The following is a 17837-nucleotide window of genomic DNA, read 5'->3' as shown; positions in this document are numbered from 1 at the left end:
TTTCAATATTAAATGAAATTTATACCCCGAAAATGTGATGCATTTAAAAGCAGCTTACACCGGGTAGCCTGCCGAATCGGCACATTATTATTGATAGAACAATCCCTTGCTGAAATGGCCTGCACAAGCGAGTGCCACCTTGATGGCTGCTGGTTCGATCGGCGAGTGGGCGCATCGATCGAAAGAGAGTCATGATGACTTTTTACTTAATCAATTGAATTATATAAATAACTGCAACCTGGGTGGTTTGGTAATATGCGATCTTTATCGCAAAATGAAATGTTTTTTCTGTATTGATATTTTATGAAAAATATATTTGTTTATAATCAATGCACGTTTCAAACCGCTTATTGCATGAGCAGTGTGTAACAACCCAGAAAAGATTATCACTGCTTTTGTGTAACGAAAGTCAGCGCTACGCCAACGGATACGCTTGCCTGCTCGCAAACCACCATCTGCAGCAGGCTCGGGATAACGCCAAATGAAAGGGTGAGTAAAATGGGTAAGATCAAGTTGACCATGGCACAGGCGTTGGTCAGATTTCTCGACAACCAGTACCTGCTGGTAGACGGTGTTGAAACCAAATTCGTAAAGGGTATCTTCGCCATTTTCGGCCACGGTAACGTACTCGGCCTTGGGCAGGCTCTGGAGCAAGACTGTGGCGATCTGGTGGTGCATCAGGGGCGCAACGAACAGGGGATGGCGCATGCCGCTACCGGGTTTGCCAAGCAGAAGCTACGCCAGCAGATCTACGCCTGTACTTCTTCCATCGGCCCCGGCGCGGCCAATATGATCACTGCTGCGGCCACTGCCACGGCTAACCGCATTCCTTTACTGCTGCTGCCGGGCGATGTGTACGCCTCTCGCCAGCCCGATCCGGTATTGCAACAGATCGAACAATCCTACGATTTAAGCATCAGCACCAACGACGCATTTCGCGCCGTCAGTAAATATTGGGATCGCATTGTGCGCCCGGAACAGCTGATGAGCGCCTGCATTAATGCCATGCGCGTACTGACCGATCCGGCAGAAACCGGTGCCGTCACGCTTTGCCTGCCGCAGGACGTTCAGGGCGAAGCCTACGATTACCCAGACTATTTCTTCCACAAACGGCTGCATCGCCTTGAGCGCCGTCCGGCCAGCCAAGAATCTCTGGCAGAGGCTTTGGCGTTGCTGGTGGGTAAACGCAAGCCGTTGATAATCTGCGGTGGCGGGGTGAAATATTCGCAGGCTGGGCAGGCGTTGCAGCAGTTTGCTGAACGCTTCCATATTCCGTTTGCCGAAACTCAGGCTGGTAAAGGTACGGTGCTTTCGGCTCATCCTTATAATGTGGGGGGCATCGGTGAAACCGGCTGTCTGGCGGCCAACACGCTGGCGAAGCAGGCAGACCTGGTGATCGGCATCGGCACCCGTTACAGCGATTTCACCACCTCGTCCAAATGGCTATTCCAAAATCCGGATGTGGCCTTCCTTAACATCAACGTCAGCGCGTTTGATGCCGGCAAGCTGGACGGTCTGCAAGTCTTGGCGGATGCCCGTACGGCTCTGGCCTCTCTCAGCCCGTTGTTGGCTCAGGCGGATTATCGTGCCGATTGGCAAGAAACTATCAGCAAGGCGCGTGGCGAACAGCAAAAAGAGACCGAGCGTGTCTATCAAGTGACCTATACCGGCGAAGGCTTTGTACCGGAAATCGACGACAGCCTCGATCGTGAACAGGTGTTTGCCGAGTTTATCGAAAAAACCGACTCCGTATTAACCCAAAGCCGAGTGCTGGGGGTGCTGAATGAGTATTTACCGCAGGACAGCGTCATCGTTGCCGCCGCTGGCAGTTTGCCGGGCGATCTGCAGCGTGTCTGGCAAAACCGGGGTGAGCACGGCTATCACGTGGAATACGGCTACTCCTGTATGGGCTATGAGGTAAACGCCGCGTTAGGCGTCAAGCTTGCGGAGCCACAGCGCGAAGTTTACGCCATGGTGGGGGATGGGGCGTTCATGATGCTGCATTCCGAGCTGGTCACCTCGATCCAGGAAGGCTGCAAAATCAACGTGGTGCTGTTCGACAACATGACCAACGGCTGCATCAATAACCTGCAGATAGAGCACGGCATGGGGAGCTACACCACCGAGTTCCGCTTCCGTAATCCGCAAGGCGGCAAACTGGATGGCAAGCTCGTGCCGGTCAACTTTGCCATGTTGGCAGCGGCCTATGGTTGCAAAACCTACAGCATAACCACCGAACAACAGCTGATCGATGCGCTAGCGGATGCCCGCAAGCAACAGGTTTCTACCCTGCTGGATATCAAAGTGCTGCCGAAAACCATGGTGCACAAATATCTCAGTTGGTGGCGCGTGGGCGGTGCCCAGGTGGCCGAAAGTGAAAAAATTATCGCCGTCGCCCGCCAGCTGCAAGAGAACATCGATAAAGCCCGCGACTACTGATAACGCAATGCCTTGGCAATCGTAGCTGCGGTGGAGAACGCCGCGCTCACATAAACAATCGGATCTACCTCAGACCTTGCGTCTGCCGTTTACAGTCCATGAGGATAACGAAAATGACATTGAACATTGGGGTTATTGGTACCGGCGCTATCGGTAGGGATCATATTCGCCGTTGTAGCCAGGTGTTGCAGGGCAGCCGCGTGGTTGCGGTGAATGACATTAACCGAGACAGTGCGGCCAAGGTGGTCAGCGAACTGAAACTGGACGCCAAGGTTTATGACAATGCCCACGATCTGATCAATTCCACAGACGTCCAGGCGGTGCTGGTTACGTCATGGGGGCCGAGCCATGAAGAGTTTGTGCTGGCCGCCATTGCTGCGGGCAAACCGGTGTTTTGCGAGAAACCGCTGGCGGTCACGGCACAAGGCTGCAAGAACATCGTGGATGCTGAAGCCAAGCATGGCAAACGCCTGGTACAGGTCGGCTTTATGCGCCCGTACGATCAGGGCTATCGGGCGCTGAAACAGGTGCTGACCAGCGGCCAGATCGGCGAACCGCTGATGCTGCATTGTGCCCACCGCAACCCAAGAGTCGGTGAAGCCTACACCACGGATATGGCCATAACCGATACGCTCATTCACGAGTTAGACGTGCTGCGTTGGCTGTTGGACGATGATTACGTTTCGGTACAGGTGGTGTTCCCACGCAAGAGCAGTAAAGCCCTGCCACATTTGAGAGATCCGCAAATTGTGTTGATGGAAACGGCCAAGGGCACCCGTATTGACGTTGAAATCTTTGTTAACTGCCAATACGGCTACGACATTCAGTGTGAGGTGGTGGGGGAAACCGGCATCGCCAAGCTGCCAGAACCTTCCGCGGTGCAAATGCGCAGCGGTGCCAAACTGTCCACCGAGATCCTGGTTGACTGGAAAGACCGCTTTATCGGTGCTTATGACGTTGAGCTGCAAGCCTTTATCAATGACGTCTTGGCCGGCAAGCTCACCGGACCTTCTGCTTGGGATGGCTTTGCAGCTGCGGTGGCGGCAGATGCCTGTATCGCCGCGCAGAACAGCGGTGAAGTGGTGCCAGTGACCTTGCCCGCTCGCCCTGGCTTCTATGGCAAATAAGCCCGTAGCTACCGCATTCATGCTCTGAAGGAGGCGACCATGAAAATCGCTTTTGACGTCGATGTGATTAAAGATTTGGGCATTACCAAGATGGTGGAGCAGGTGGCTGACTGGGGCTATAAGTACATTGAGCAGTCACCACACCCGCAGATCAACCCATTCTATAAACATCCAAAAGCCGGTCGTGACGTTTTGGCGGAATATCAACGGGTGCTGAAAGCCACCGGGGTGGAGATTTCCTCCTTTATCGTGGTGTATCGCTGGTCTGGCCCTGGGGAAGACCGCCGTCGGGCGGCGGTCAAGAACTGGCGGCGGATGATCGAAATCGCGGTGGAGATGGGGGTTCAGGTGATCAACACCGAGCTGGCGGGCAACCCGAACGAGCCGGAGATTTGCGAAGAGCTGTGGTATCAATCGATGGAGGAGCTGCTGCCGATTATCGAACGTGAAGGCATTCGCATGGAAATTCAGTCCCATCCGTGGGACTTCTGCGAGCTTAGCAATGAAACCGCCGACATGGTGAAATCGTTGCGCAGCGATAATGTGACCTATCTCTACAGCGTTCCCCATACCTTCTATTACGACCAAGGGCGCGGCGATATCGGTAATATGCTGCGCTATGCCGGGAGCGATCTTTCCCACGTGTTGATTGCCGATACCATGAATCACACCCGCCCCTGCCGGTATATCGTCAATCCGCCGGGCGTCGATGCGGCGGTGCACCAACATATGGCAATTGGCGAAGGGGAAGTGGACTTCGCGACCCTGTTCCAAACCCTGCGCGATATGGAATTTGCCAGCCGTACCTTCAAGGTCGGTGGGGAGTCCATCATCTGTACCTCGCTGTTCGGCTACCCAGAGAGAATGCCTGCCCAGGCGGTGGCCACCAGGGAACGCATCGAAAAAGAGCTTTTGGGTAAATAACATTCCTGGCCAGGCCGGCTGGGAAGATAGCCGGTAAGTGCCTACATGACTGAGGCTGAAAATGAACAAAGACAACGTAAAGCTGGCAATCGCCCCGATTGGCTGGACGAATGACGATATGCCGGAGTTAGGCAACGAGAATACGTTCCAGCAGTGCGTCAGCGAAATGGCGCTGGCCGGGTTCACCGGCAGCGAAGTGGGCAGCAAATACCCGCGCGATCCCAAGGTGCTGAAGCCGATGCTGGATATCCGCGGGATCCAGATCTGTAATGCCTGGTTCAGCACGTTTTTTGCCGATGGGCTGAAGGAAAAGACCATCGATGAGTTTATTAACCACATGAATTTCCTGCATGCGATGGGGGCCAAAGTGATTGGCTGCTCCGAGCAGAGCAAGAGCATTCAGGGCACCACCAAGGCGGTATTTGAAGAGAAGCCCTATTTTAGCGATGAAGAGTGGCAGCGGGTGGCGCAGGGGTATAACGAGCTGGCGAAAATTGCCGCCGGAAAGGGGATGCAGGTCTGCCTGCACCATCATATGGGCACGGGCATCCAGACCACCGAAGAGATAGACCGCTATATGAGCATGGTGAACGACGATGTTTACCTGCTGTTTGATACCGGACATGCCTATTACTCCGAAGGCAGCCAACAGGCGATGTTGGCGATCCTGGAGAAATACCTGCCGCGCATCAACCATGTGCACTTGAAAGACGTGCGTGACGAGGTGGTGGCAGAGGTTAAGGCCAAGCGCCTTAGCTTCCTGGACGGGGTGAAAAAAGGCACCTTCACCGTGCCGGGGGATGGCGTGATCGATTTCCGGCCGATATTCAAGCTGCTGGATGAGCGTGGCTATAAGGGATGGATGGTGGTGGAGGCCGAGCAGGATCCGGCGCTGGCCAATCCTTTTGAATACGCTGTGAAAGCACGCCGCTATATTCGCGAAACTGCCGGGCTTTAGGTCAGTTATTGGTTATGCTGTGTCTGACAGGAGGAGCGTTCATATGAACGCCCCTCCGACATTGCCGTTCTGATTACGCGGTTTTAAACCGAGCCATATGATAGGCATCCACCAACTCGCCATCGCGCATGGCAAAGCGGCGGCTGGTGCCTTCAATTTCAAAACCGAACTTACGGTACAGCGCAATGGCACCCTGATTGTCGGTGTACACCGTGAGCTCGATGCGCTCAATGCCTGCCCAGTTGTCACAGATATCGATCATCGCCTTCATCAGCGCTCTGCCAACGCCTTTGCCGTGGTAACTGGCATCCACGCTAATGCCAATAGTGGCCACATGGCGGCGGCGTACCCGCTGGTTGAGTTCTACGAACAGCTGCCCCACCACACGATCGTCAATGCAGGCCACCATGTTGTAGGTTCCGGGTTGCACGTTAGCAATACGTTGTTGCCACATGGCTTTTGACGGTAGCGGTAGTTGTAGCGTGTCACGGTAAACGGCCGGGTGGGAATATAGCTGGTGCAAGGCTTCAGCATCGTTACTTTCCACGTGACGAACTACAATCTCGCTCATTTTTTCCTCTCTTTCGCGTTTACCGTTTGAATAACCTCCCAAATTATCCGTTTACTCCCCTGAGTCAATATAATTTCCCATTGGTCAAAAAAACGCTTTACAGGTGCGAATGATAATGATTATTATTGTCATGCGTTCAGAGAGAGTATCAACCTTTGATACTGTTTGCTGAAGGCACGACATTGCTCACATTGCTTCCAGTGTTTACTTAGCCAGCTCGGGTGCTGGCTTTTTTTTTTGCCCAAATTCAGCGGTTATCCCATCCCACAAATCCTTTGCTTCTTGCTGCCAAACTCCACCTAATTTTTTGAACAGAGGGGTGAGATTTTTGCGCTTTCATATTCCTCCGTCAGGTCTAGACTGTAGAAAACGTTGAGGAGAGTTGAATATGATTTATTTACGTAAGGCACAAGATCGCGGTCATGCCAATCATGGTTGGCTCGACAGCTGGCACACTTTCTCATTTGCTGACTATTACGATCCCGACTTTATGGGGTTCTCGGCGCTGCGGGTGATCAACGAAGACGTGATTGATGCAGGCCAGGGGTTCGGTACTCATCCCCATAAAGACATGGAAATCCTGACCTACGTGCTGAGCGGCACGGTGGAGCATCAGGACAGCATGGGCAACAAAGAACAGATCAATGCCGGTGAGTTCCAGATCATGAGTGCAGGGACCGGTGTGCGTCACTCCGAGTACAATGCCAATAGCGATCGGCCGTTGCATCTCTACCAGATCTGGATTATTCCGGATCAGGTTGGGCTGGAGCCACGTTATGAGCAGCGGATGTTTGATGCGCCTCAGGGCCGCCAGTTGGTGCTGTCGCCAGATGCCCGTGAAGGTTCGCTGAAGGTATTCCAGGATATGACGTTGTCTCGCTGGGCGCTGAAGAAAGACGAGCAATCCGTTTATCCAATCCAGGCAGAACGCCGCGTTTGGATCCAGGTGGTGCATGGCAATGTCTCTATCAATGGCCACAAAGCGGGTATTAGCGATGCTTTTGCCATCTGGGATGAGACAGCGCTGTCTATCCATGCCGATGAAGACAGCGAGATTTTACTGTTCGATCTGCCACCAGTGTGATGACAGAATAATGGCAAGGGCTCGGTGCAATACCGGGCCCTTTTTTGTGTCTGCTGGCCGGATAACCAACAATATCGGAAAGGCGTTTTATTTGCTAAAATGGCCGCCCATTCACGGTTAGCCAGTTCAGTGATAATGAAGAAAAAACGGCCGGTGCTTCAAGATGTTGCAGATCAGGTTGGCGTCACCAAAATGACGGTGAGCCGCTATTTGCGCAATCCCGATCAGGTTTCTGCCGCTTTACAGCAAAAAATTGCGGTAGCGCTGGACGAACTTGGCTACATTCCCAATCGCGCCCCGGATATCCTTTCCAATGCGACCAGCCGGGCGATCGGCGTGTTGCTGCCGTCGCTGACTAACCAGGTATTTGCCGAAGTGTTGCGGGGTATCGAAAGCGTTACCGATGCACACAACTATCAAACCATGCTGGCGCACTACGGCTATCTGCCGGAGCGTGAGGAAGAGCGTCTGACGTCGCTGTTTTCTTATAACATCGATGGGCTGATCCTGTCCGAACGCCACCATACCGCACGTACCCTGAAGATGATTGAAGTTGCAGGCATCCCGGTGGTGGAGCTGATGGACTGTGTCTCACCCTGTATCGATCTGGCGGTCGGGTTCAACAACTTTGAAGCGGCCCGCCAAATGACCCAGCAGATCATCGCTCGTGGCCATCGTCATGTGGTGTACTTTGGCGCGCGTCAGGATGAACGCACCATTATCAAACAGCAGGGCTACGAACAGGCCATGCGTGAGTCTGGTCTTGAAGCCTACAGTATCATGACCGCACGTTCTTCTTCCTATTCGGCCGGTGGTGAGATGTTGCGCGAGGCACAGCGCGATTATCCGCAGGTTGACAGTATCTTTTGTACCAACGATGACCTGGCGATCGGTGCGGCATTCGAGTGCCAGCGCCAGGGGCTATCTATCCCGCAGGATATGGCGATTGCCGGTTTCCACGGCCACGATATCGGCCAGGTGATGGTGCCAAAACTGGCGAGCGTGCTGACACCGCGTGAGCATATGGGCCAGATCGCCGCTGAGCGCCTGTTGGCACGGCTGCGTGGAGAAGTTGTTTCCCCACGTATGGTGGACGTGGGTTTCACCGTGGCACCCGGTGGCAGCATCTGAACCTGGGCGCAACCACCAGCGCCCAGCACGGCTAACTTATTGCTTCAGCGCTGCAACACAGCGGCCAACTACGCCTTCAACGTCGGTATCGATATCCACGCAAATCACATCTTTTTCGTCGGCCCCGGGCTCTTCTAATGCTTCAAACTGACTTTTTAGCAGCTCGGTGGGCATAAAATGCCCGGAGCGGGCTTGCAGACGGGCCAGGATCACCTCGAAGCTGCCTTTCAGATAGATAAACACCATATTGTCATTGTCTTTGCGTAGCAGATCGCGGTAGCGGCGCTTGAGCGCCGAGCAGACAATAATCCCGCTTTCGTTCTTGTGATTCAGGCTGTACGCCGCGTCGTTGAGGCGCTGCAGCCAGGGTGCGCGGTCCTCGTCATTCAGCGGCTGGCCGCTGGCCATCTTCTGGATATTGGCGCGTGGATGCAGATCGTCGCCATCGATAAATTTTGCCTTGATTTCCCGTGCTACCGCCGCGCCAATCGTGGATTTGCCGCTGCCGGAGACGCCCATCAGGATGATGCTTTTTCCCGCCATAAGTTTGATCTCTATCTCAGAATGCGAATTTTGCTGGGTTACCTGGTTCCGGATCTTATCATGTTACCGGTATCATGATACGGGTAACAAATGGAGATGTGATTGTCATCACACAGCATAGAACAGGGAACTCGCCCGGCGTTTCATGTTGCCACGTGGCGGGCTGCAATCTGCATCCATTGGCTATACCACTGTACTCAGCTGCCTACTTAGACCACCAGGATAAGGTCGTACAATAAAACAAAGCACCTTCTTTCGCTGCCGTTGCGTAAAGAGGCCAAGTGATAAAAGGGTTGGAGAAAAATTATGCCACTAGTGATTGTTGCCATCGGCGTAGCCATGCTACTGCTGCTGATGATCCGCTTTAAGCTGAACGGCTTTATCTCGTTGATTCTGGTCGCTCTGGCGGTTGGTATCATGCAGGGAATGCCGGTAGACAAAGTAATTGGTTCCATCAAGGCCGGCGTGGGCGGAACGCTGGGCGGTCTGGCGCTGATCATGGGCTTTGGTGCCATGCTCGGTAAGCTGCTGGCGGACTGTGGCGGTGCGCAGAGGATTGCTACCACGCTGATCGACAAGTTCGGTAAACAGCATATCCAATGGGCCATCGTGCTGACTGGTTTTACCGTCGGTTTTGCTCTGTTCTACGAAGTGGGCTTCGTGCTGTTGCTGCCTTTGGTGTTTACCATTGCTGCCTCTGCGCGTATCCCACTGCTGTATGTCGGTGTGCCGATGGCTGCGGCGCTGTCCGTTACCCACGGTTTTCTGCCGCCGCACCCAGGCCCAACGGCCATTGCTACCATTTTCCATGCGGACATGGGTAAAACCCTGCTGTATGGCACCTTGCTGGCAATCCCAACCGTGATCCTGGCAGGTCCGGTCTATGCCCGCTTCCTGAAAGGCATCGATAAGCCGGTTCCGGTCGGTTTATACAACCCAAAAACCTTTACCGAAGAAGAGATGCCAGGGTTTGGCGTCAGTGTAGCGACTGCACTGGTGCCGGTGATCCTGATGGCGTTGCGTGCCGTGGCGGAAATGGTGTTGCCAAAAGGCCACCCGATCTTGGCTTACGCCGAGTTCTTTGGTGACCCGGTAATGGCAACGCTGATCGCGGTGCTGATCGCCATCTTTACCTTCGGCCTGAACCGTGGCCGTACCATGGACGAAGTGATGGGCACCGTCAGTGACTCCATCAAAATCATCGCCATGATGCTGTTAATCATCGGCGGTGGCGGGGCGTTCAAACAGGTGCTGGTGGACAGCGGCATTGAGCAATATATCGCTGGCATCATGCATGGCAGCGACGTGTCACCGATCCTGATGGCCTGGTCAATTGCCGCAGTGCTGCGTATTGCACTGGGTTCCGCGACCGTAGCGGCAATCACCGCCGGGGGCATTGTGGCTCCGCTGATTGCCACCACCGGGGCCAGCCCGGAACTGATGGTTATCGCCGTCGGTTCGGGCAGCGTGATTTTCTCTCACGTTAACGACCCAGGCTTCTGGCTGTTCAAGGAGTATTTCAACCTGACCATTATGGAAACCATCAGGTCCTGGTCCGTGTTGGAAACCATCATTTCAGTCTGTGGCCTGATTGGCTGCCTGCTGTTGGCGATGGTGGTTTAAGTCTTAACGGTGGGGCGCAGCAATCTCTGCTGCGCCCTGACTGCTAAAGGTTCAGATAGGCCCGAACGCCGTCCAGGAACATCTGGGTGGACAGCATTACCAGAATCAACCCCATCAGTCGTTCCAGTGCACTCACCCCTTTGCTGCCCAGTAAGCGTAGGAACACGTTCGACATCAGCAGGATGGCCGCCGACAATCCCCAGGCAATCAGCAAGGCCACTACCAGATGCGAAATCTGGTTGGGGTACTGGTGTGAAAGCAACATCAAGGTTGCCAGAATCGACGGTCCGGCCACTAACGGAATGGCGAGCGGCACGAGGAAAGGTTCCTCTCCGGCGGAAAGATCGCTACCGCTGCCCTCCTGCGAAGGGAAAATCATCTTGATGGCGATCAGGAACAGGATAATCCCGCCGGAGATCGACACGGTTTCGGTGCGCAGGTTAAGGAACGCCAAAATATGTTCGCCCGCGAACAGGAAGATCAGCATCAATACCAAGGCTATCAGTAACTCGCGGATCACCACCGCCCGGCGACGGCGCGGTTCCAGGTGTTTCAGTACCGACATGAAAATCGGCAGGTTACCCAGCGGATCCATAATTAAAAACAGCAACACCGTTGCCGCAATCATTTCTGTCATCTAAGGCCTCAAAATCAGAAAAAACGGCGGGTATAAGCAGCATTGCTGAGAAATGCCCGTTTATCGAATAAATTCACTTTGCGCTCGCGCCGACATTTTGTAAGGTGGGTAGATATTGCACACAACATATAACTTAACTCTATCTCATATCCTTCCTGAAAGGGTATAGAGCATAGTCATCCTCCAAGGCAGGACAGTAAATATGAAAAACGTTGGTTTCATTGGTTGGCGTGGTATGGTCGGCTCGGTTCTCATGCAGCGCATGACTGAAGAGCGCGATTTTGACGCCATTCGCCCGGTATTCTTCTCCACTTCGCAACTCGGTGCTGCCGCCCCGGCTTTCGGTGGCCAGCAGCAAGGCACGCTGCAAGATGCGTATGATGTCGAAGCATTAAGCGCTCTCGATATTATTATTACCTGCCAGGGCGGCGATTACACCAATGAAATCTATCCAAAGCTGCGGGCTACCGGCTGGCAGGGCTATTGGATCGATGCGGCCTCTTCTCTGCGTATGAAAGACGATGCGATTATCATCCTCGACCCGGTCAACCATGCGGTGATCCAGGAAGGGCTGAACAAAGGTATCAAGACCTTTGTTGGCGGTAACTGCACCGTCAGCCTGATGCTGATGTCGCTGGGCGGTCTGTTTGCCAACGACTTGGTGGAGTGGGCCTCTGTTGCCACCTATCAGGCTGCCTCTGGCGGCGGTGCGCGTCATATGCGTGAGCTGTTGACCCAGATGGGCATGCTGCATGCGGATGTGGCGAAGGAGTTGCAGAACCCGGCCTCGGCGATCCTGGACATCGAACGTAAAGTCACGGAGGCCACCCGTTCCGGTAAGCTGCCAACCGATAACTTTGGCGTTCCTCTGGCGGGCAGCCTGATCCCTTGGATCGACAAGCAACTGGATAACGGCCAAAGCCGCGAAGAGTGGAAAGGCCAGGCGGAAACCAACAAGATCCTCAGCACCTCAAGCATCATCCCGGTTGATGGTTTGTGCGTGCGCGTGGGCGCTTTGCGTTGCCACAGCCAGGCATTTACCCTGAAGCTGAAAAAAGACATCCCTCTGCCAGAAATCGAGCAACTGCTGGCCACGCACAACGACTGGGTACGGGTGATCCCGAACGACCGCGAACTGACCATGCGTGAGCTGACGCCTGCTGCCGTAACCGGTACTTTGAACACGCCAGTTGGCCGTCTGCGCAAGCTGAATATGGGGCCGGAATACCTCTCTGCCTTCACCGTTGGCGATCAGCTGTTGTGGGGTGCGGCCGAACCGCTGCGTCGCATGCTGCGTATCCTGCTGTAGGATATTGAGTTGCGTGGCATGAAGAATCACTAAGCTGCAAAAATCCCGATAGCCCGCTGAAAAGCGGGCTTTTTTATGTGGATAGCATGACCAAAACGCACATTTAGGTTATCCCCAAGGCCGTACTTTGGGGACGTCGATAGGAGGCAACGTAATGCGGGGGCTGTGTGGCACCTGCCTGGCGGTATGTCATTGAAACAGCGTACCGATTCAAGCCCGCCGTGTTATTTCGTCAGCACCTTTTCTAATGCGGTAAGTGCGCATTGCTGATCAAGGTGTCCACCCGGTGCGCCGCCTACACCAATAGCGCCAACGACTTCTTCACCGCTTTTCACCGGTACGCCACCGGCCAGCAATAAAAATCCAGGGATATCACGCAGATTTTCTGCCCCGGCGTTGGTCTGGGCATTTTTCATCACATTTTCGGTAGGGTTTTTGGTGGTCAGCGCGGTAAATGCTTTCATCCGGCTGGCTTCCACCGTATGAGGACCTGCGTTATCCATCTTCTTGATAACCAGAGGAATGCCGGCGCGGTCTACAACGGTAACGGCAACATTGTAGTTATTGGCGCTACAGGCCTGGATAGCACTTTGCGCCAACTTATCAGCCAATTCGAGGGAGAGATTCTTTTCGGTCAGAATGCCACTGGCTGCACTGGTGAATGACAGCACACTGCTAAATAAAATGGCGCATGAGATTATACGTTTCATCTTGGTTTGCTCCTGAATAGACCTTTGGTGTAACAAAGAGAATAGAGGGTGTCATTGAAGCAATCTATTGTCTTGATTACCTACTTGGCTAGGTGTTTTTACTGAGTTGGGGGATAAGGGCTGGAGCGTTGTTTGATCTGACGTTCGGTGAGCCCCAACACTGCACGTTACTGCTATAACATTGAACTTCCTCAAGGCTGATCTCTTTCAGTCCTCTAATGCACTATTTTCCACATTTTGGGTCTCGATTGCTGTCGCAGTAAAGGCGATAGAGGCAAGGTGACGTCACGCCTGTCGTATATCAGACGCAGACAGCGAAGGTTGCCCGCTCCGCCGGTTTTTCGGCTAAAAATTTTCCTTGGTAATGCCACCGTGTTTTTAGCAGACATGGCTATGCTTATTAGGTGGATGAAAAGTTTTCCATCAATGGTGAAAATTCGCCTAAAAATTAAGCATAAAGAGCGAAACTGCGAGCATGAAGGCGATCGATTAATCAATAACCGACTGAAATCACGCTTTAGGTAGCAAATGAATTGCATGATAGGTGCAACGGCTGCTTTTTGTTCAGCGTAGCCTTTTAAAAGTCATGCTCTTAATCAAAGGAAGAATGCTATGCCTGTACTTCCCGAACGTGACGTGATCAATCAGCTCATCTCCGGTCACTATGCCGATCCCTTTTCCTTGCTTGGCATGCATGTAACCGAAAACGGCCTACAGATTTGTGCGCTGTTGCCGGATGCGGGCACCGTGTGGCTGGTAGAGAGTAAAACCGGTAACCGTCTGGTTCAGCTCAATTGCGATGACGCTCGTGGTTTTTTCAGCGCTCTCGTACCGCGTCGTAAAACCCCTTTCCGCTATCAGCTTGAAGTCAGCTGGCGCGACCATCAACAACTTCTCGAAGACCCTTACCGTTTTGGCACCCTGCTGCAGGATATTGACAGCTGGCTGCTGGCCGAGGGCACCCATCTGCGGCCTTATGAGCGGTTGGGAGCGCATCCTGGCTCGTTGGATAATGTGGATGGGGTCAGCTTTGCCGTTTGGGCACCGAATGCCCAACGTGTATCGGTAGTGGGGGAGTTCAACTTTTGGGATGGACGGCGCCATCCTATGCGCCTGCGTAGAGAAAACGGGATTTGGGAGCTGTTTTTACCGGGTGTGAAGGCCGGGCAGCTGTATAAATACGAGATTATCGATTGTTACGGCAACGTGCAGCTGAAAGCCGATCCTTATGCTTTCGAAGCGCAGATGCGGCCGGAAACGGCCTCGTTGATCACACCGCTGCCTGCGGTGGTGGAAAACACGCCGGAAAGGCAGCGGGCCAATGACTTTGACCGTCCGATTTCCATCTACGAAGTGCACCTGGGCTCCTGGCGTCGCCATACCGACAATAATTTCTGGCTCAGCTATCAAGAATTGGCCGAGCAACTGATCCCCTACGTTAAATATATGGGCTTCACCCATATTGAACTGTTGCCGATTAACGAGCACCCGTTCGACGGCAGCTGGGGTTATCAGCCGTTGGGAATGTATGCGCCAACCCGTCGTTTTGGCACGCCAGCGGAATTCAAGGCTTTTGTCGCCGCGGCTCATGATGCCGGGATCAACGTGATCCTGGATTGGGTACCGGGGCATTTCCCTAGCGATGCCCATGGCCTGGCCAACTTCGACGGCACCGCGCTGTATGAATATGCCGATCCTCGCGAAGGATTCCACCAGGACTGGAACACGCTGATCTACAACTATGGCCGCCACGAGGTGCGTAACTACCTGGCGGGCAATGCGTTTTACTGGCTGGAGCGCTTTGGTATCGACGCCCTGCGCGTCGATGCGGTGGCGTCGATGATTTACCGTGATTACAGCCGCGCTGACGGTGAGTGGGTGCCGAACTACTATGGCGGCAATGAGAACCTGGAAGCGATCTCCTTCCTGCGTTACACCAACCAGACTCTGGGCAAAGAGCGGCCAGGGGCGGTGACGCTGGCGGAAGAATCCACCGATTATCCGGGCGTTACTCTACCGCCAGATGCCAACGGCTTAGGCTTCCACTACAAGTGGGATCTCGGCTGGATGCACGACACGCTGGATTATATGAAGTGCGATCCGGTGCACCGTAAATACCATCACAATCTGATGACCTTCGGCATGCTCTACGCCTATACCGAAAACTTCGTGCTGCCGATCTCGCACGATGAAGTGGTGCATGGCAAAGGCTCCGTGCTGGATCGGATGCCGGGAGATGCCTGGCAGAAATTCGCCAACCTGCGGGCCTATTACGGTTTTATGTGGGCGCACCCGGGCAAAAAACTGCTGTTTATGGGCAGTGAATTTGCTCAAGGGCGTGAGTGGAATTTCGATAACAGCCTGGACTGGCATCTGCTGGATGGATTGGACGGTTGGCACCACGGCGTGCAACGGCTGGTACGCGATCTCAACCACTGCTACCAGGAGAATGCGCCGCTGTATGAGCGTGATTATCGTCCTGACGGTTTTGAATGGCTGGTGGTCGACGATCATGAAAACTCGGTATTTGCCTTTGCACGCTACGACTCGCAGGGCAATGAGCTGATTGCCATCAGCAACTTTACCCCGGTGCCGCGCCCTCATTATCGTATCGGTATTGGGCGCGCTGGCGAATATCAGGAGATCCTCAATACCGATTCACACCATTATCACGGCAGCAACGCGGGTAATCAGGGGCGGGTGATTTCGCAGCCGATCGGCAGCCACGGTCGTGAACATTCGATCAGCGTGATGGTGCCACCGCTGGCCACGGTTTATTTACGGCGGGAGGCTTGATGGTAGAGCTGACGCCGGGTCTTGCCGCGCCTTTAGGGGCTTATTACGACGGTAATGGCATCAACTTTACCCTGTTTTCTGCGCACGCCACGCAGGTTGAGCTGTGCCTGTTCGATGCGCAATATCGTGAAACACGCCTGCCGCTACCTGCCCGCAGCGGTGATATCTGGCATGGATATCTGCCAGGGGGCGAGTTGGGGCAACGTTATGGTTTTCGGGTGCATGGCCCGTTTGAGCCGCATCTTGGGTTGCGCTTTAACGCCAACAAGCTGTTGCTAGATCCAGCTGCGCGGGCAGTCGAAGGTCCGGTTGCCGACCATGTGCATTTGCACGGGGGGTACGATCAACCGGACCAGCAAGACAGCGCCCCGTTGATGCCCAAATGCGTAGTGATCGACGAAAGCTACGATTGGCAAGACGATCGCCCGCCAGCCACCCCTTGGGGCAAAACGGTGATCTACGAAGCCCACGTCCGGGGGCTGACGTTAACGCACCCGGAGATCCCGGCCGTATTGCGTGGCAGCTTTGCCGCTCTTGGCCACCCGGCGATGATTGCCTACTTCAAGCGGTTGGGGATCACGGCTCTGGAGCTTTTGCCGGTGCAGCAGCACACCACGGAGCCGCGTTTGCAGCGCCTGGGGCTGATCAATTACTGGGGATACAACGTGCTGGCTCCTTTCGCGCCAGACAACCGTTACAGCAGTTTGAGCACCGGGACGACGCCGCTACGTGAGTTCCGCGATGCGGTGAAAGCGCTGCACCAGGCGGGGATCGAAGTGATCCTGGACGTGGTGTTCAACCACAGTGCAGAGCTGGATGTGGATGGGCCAACGTTGTCGCTGCGTGGTATCGATAACCCCAGTTACTACTGGCTAACCCCTGAGGGTGGCTACGATAACCTCACCGGCTGTGGCAATACGCTGCGGTTGGATCAGCCAGCGGGCGTGGCGTGGGTGATGGATTGCCTGCGCTTTTGGGTTCGGGAGTGCCATGTCGACGGTTTCCGCTTCGATCTTGGCACCGTGTTAGGCCGTACACCGGCGTTTGACCGCGATGCACCGCTGTTTCAGGCGATGCTGGCGGACGATACGCTGGGGCGCTGCAAACTGATCGCCGAGCCCTGGGACATTGGCCCGGGGGGTTATCAGGTTGGCGCGTTTCCCGGCCGTTTTGCTGAGTGGAATGACCATTTCCGTGACGATATCCGCCGTTTCTGGCTGCGGGGCGATCTGTCACTGGGTCAGTTTGCCCAGCGTTTTGCTGCCTCCAGCGAGGTATTCAACCAACGTGGGCGCGCGCCTTATGTCAGCATCAATATGCTGACGGCCCACGACGGCTTTACCTTACAGGACGTAGTGAGTTTCAAGGAGAAACATAACCAGCCTAACGGAGAGGGAAACCGTGATGGCAGCGACCAAAACTTTAGCTGTAACCACGGAGTTGAAGGCCTGATTGCCGACGAAACCGTTTTGCAACGCCGCCAGGCCAGCCAGCGAGCACTGCTTGCCACGCTGCTTCTGGCACAGGGGACACCGATGCTGCTGGCCGGTGATGAGCACGGAAATAGCCAGCAAGGCAACAACAATGCTTACTGTCAGGATAACGCAACCACCTGGCTCGATTGGGCCAATGCGGATGAGTCACTGACCGCATACACCGCCGCGCTGATCCGCTTGCGCCAGCAAATTCCTGCTTTGCAGGCAGACCGCTGGTGGCAGGAGGGAGACGGCAGCGTGCAGTGGTTAAACGCGCAGGGGCAGCCGCTCAGTGCGCAACAGTGGGAACAGGGCGATCGCTGCTTGCAGATCCGCCTGTCGCAACGCTGGCTGATGGTGATCAACGCCACCCAGCAGACCGTTGAGATGACGTTACCCGAGGGTGATTGGCAGGTTGTCGCCCCCTTCACTCAGGAAGATTCGCGGGCGGTTTTACCCGCCTGGTGCCAGGTTGCGCATTCGCTTTGCGTGCTGGTAGAGAAAAATTAA

At 54.5% G+C, this 17837-nt stretch carries 14 protein-coding genes; 10 read left to right on the top strand and 4 right to left on the bottom strand.

Annotated features, from left to right (window positions below):
* The first annotated feature begins 498 nt into the window (after positions 1–498).
* The 4 genes from iolD (at position 499) to iolE (ending at position 5448) form a co-directional block, all read left to right on the top strand.
* The gene (gene iolD, locus ACMV5I_RS13740) at positions 499–2439 is read left to right on the top strand and encodes a 3D-(3,5/4)-trihydroxycyclohexane-1,2-dione acylhydrolase (decyclizing) (protein ID WP_202810015.1); all 1941 of its coding nucleotides are present in this window, start codon (positions 499–501) and stop codon (positions 2437–2439) included.
* 113 nt (positions 2440–2552) lie between these two features.
* Entirely contained in the window at positions 2553–3566 is a 1014-nt protein-coding gene (locus tag ACMV5I_RS13735) for a Gfo/Idh/MocA family protein (protein ID WP_024482782.1), read from the top strand.
* Between the two features lie 39 nt (positions 3567–3605).
* Positions 3606–4490 carry a sugar phosphate isomerase/epimerase family protein gene (locus ACMV5I_RS13730; protein ID WP_121608395.1) on the top strand — a complete coding sequence of 295 codons (885 nt, stop codon included), beginning with the start codon at positions 3606–3608 and terminating at the stop codon, positions 4488–4490.
* Positions 4491–4551: 61 nt separating this feature from the next.
* On the top strand, positions 4552–5448 hold the full coding sequence (gene iolE, locus ACMV5I_RS13725; RefSeq protein ID WP_414824590.1) for a myo-inosose-2 dehydratase: 897 nt from the start codon (positions 4552–4554) through the stop codon (positions 5446–5448).
* Positions 5449–5521: 73 nt separating this feature from the next.
* On the opposite strand, the gene ACMV5I_RS13720 is transcribed toward iolE, so the two are convergent.
* Positions 5522–6019: a GNAT family N-acetyltransferase gene (locus tag ACMV5I_RS13720; protein ID WP_414824589.1), complete on the bottom strand. Its 498-nt coding sequence runs from the start codon at positions 6017–6019 to the stop codon at positions 5522–5524.
* 388 nt (positions 6020–6407) lie between these two features.
* Here ACMV5I_RS13720 and ACMV5I_RS13715 point away from each other — a divergent pair, with 388 nt between their 5' ends.
* Positions 6408–7103, top strand: coding sequence for a pirin family protein (locus ACMV5I_RS13715; RefSeq protein ID WP_021807425.1), 696 nt, complete (start codon positions 6408–6410; stop codon positions 7101–7103).
* Positions 7104–7238: 135 nt separating this feature from the next.
* Positions 7239–8234 (top strand): gluconate operon transcriptional repressor GntR, encoded by a 996-nt coding sequence (gene gntR, locus ACMV5I_RS13710; protein ID WP_024482777.1) that lies wholly within the window; start codon positions 7239–7241, stop codon positions 8232–8234.
* A gap of 36 nt (positions 8235–8270) precedes the next feature.
* On the opposite strand, the gene ACMV5I_RS13705 is transcribed toward gntR, so the two are convergent.
* The gene (locus tag ACMV5I_RS13705; RefSeq protein WP_024482776.1) at positions 8271–8777 is read right to left on the bottom strand and encodes a gluconokinase; all 507 of its coding nucleotides are present in this window, start codon (positions 8775–8777) and stop codon (positions 8271–8273) included.
* Between the two features lie 306 nt (positions 8778–9083).
* On the opposite strand from ACMV5I_RS13705, the gene gntT reads away from it, so the two are divergent.
* Positions 9084–10400, top strand: a complete 1317-nt coding sequence (gene gntT / locus ACMV5I_RS13700) for a gluconate transporter (RefSeq protein ID WP_121608398.1) — start codon at positions 9084–9086, stop codon at positions 10398–10400.
* A gap of 43 nt (positions 10401–10443) precedes the next feature.
* Here the strand turns inward: gntT and ACMV5I_RS13695 are convergent, their stop codons facing one another.
* A complete protein-coding gene (locus tag ACMV5I_RS13695; RefSeq protein WP_021181749.1) occupies positions 10444–11037 on the bottom strand; it encodes a YhgN family NAAT transporter in 594 nt (197 codons plus the stop codon).
* A 202-nt stretch (positions 11038–11239) separates the two neighbouring features.
* Here ACMV5I_RS13695 and asd point away from each other — a divergent pair, with 202 nt between their 5' ends.
* On the top strand, positions 11240–12346 hold the full coding sequence (asd, locus tag ACMV5I_RS13690) for an aspartate-semialdehyde dehydrogenase (RefSeq protein WP_024482774.1): 1107 nt from the start codon (positions 11240–11242) through the stop codon (positions 12344–12346).
* Between the two features lie 224 nt (positions 12347–12570).
* Here asd and ACMV5I_RS13685 read toward each other — a convergent pair whose 3' ends face one another.
* Positions 12571–13056 (bottom strand): GlcG/HbpS family heme-binding protein, encoded by a 486-nt coding sequence (locus tag ACMV5I_RS13685; protein ID WP_024482773.1) that lies wholly within the window; start codon positions 13054–13056, stop codon positions 12571–12573.
* Positions 13057–13668: 612 nt separating this feature from the next.
* Between ACMV5I_RS13685 and glgB the strand changes: the two genes are divergently transcribed.
* Both glgB and glgX read left to right on the top strand, forming a co-directional pair.
* Complete coding sequence (gene glgB / locus ACMV5I_RS13680) at positions 13669–15852, top strand: 1,4-alpha-glucan branching protein GlgB (protein WP_414824588.1); 2184 nt, start codon at positions 13669–13671, stop codon at positions 15850–15852.
* Positions 15852–17837 (top strand): glycogen debranching protein GlgX, encoded by a 1986-nt coding sequence (gene glgX, locus ACMV5I_RS13675; RefSeq protein ID WP_414824587.1) that lies wholly within the window; start codon positions 15852–15854, stop codon positions 17835–17837. Before glgB ends, glgX begins: the two co-directional genes overlap by 1 nt.

Source organism: Serratia sp. T13T92 (genome assembly GCF_047530105.1).
GTDB classification, from domain to species: domain Bacteria; phylum Pseudomonadota; class Gammaproteobacteria; order Enterobacterales; family Enterobacteriaceae; genus Chania; species Chania fonticola.
Note: the sequence above shows the minus strand (reverse complement) of the source record. Positions and strands in the feature narration are given on the sequence as shown.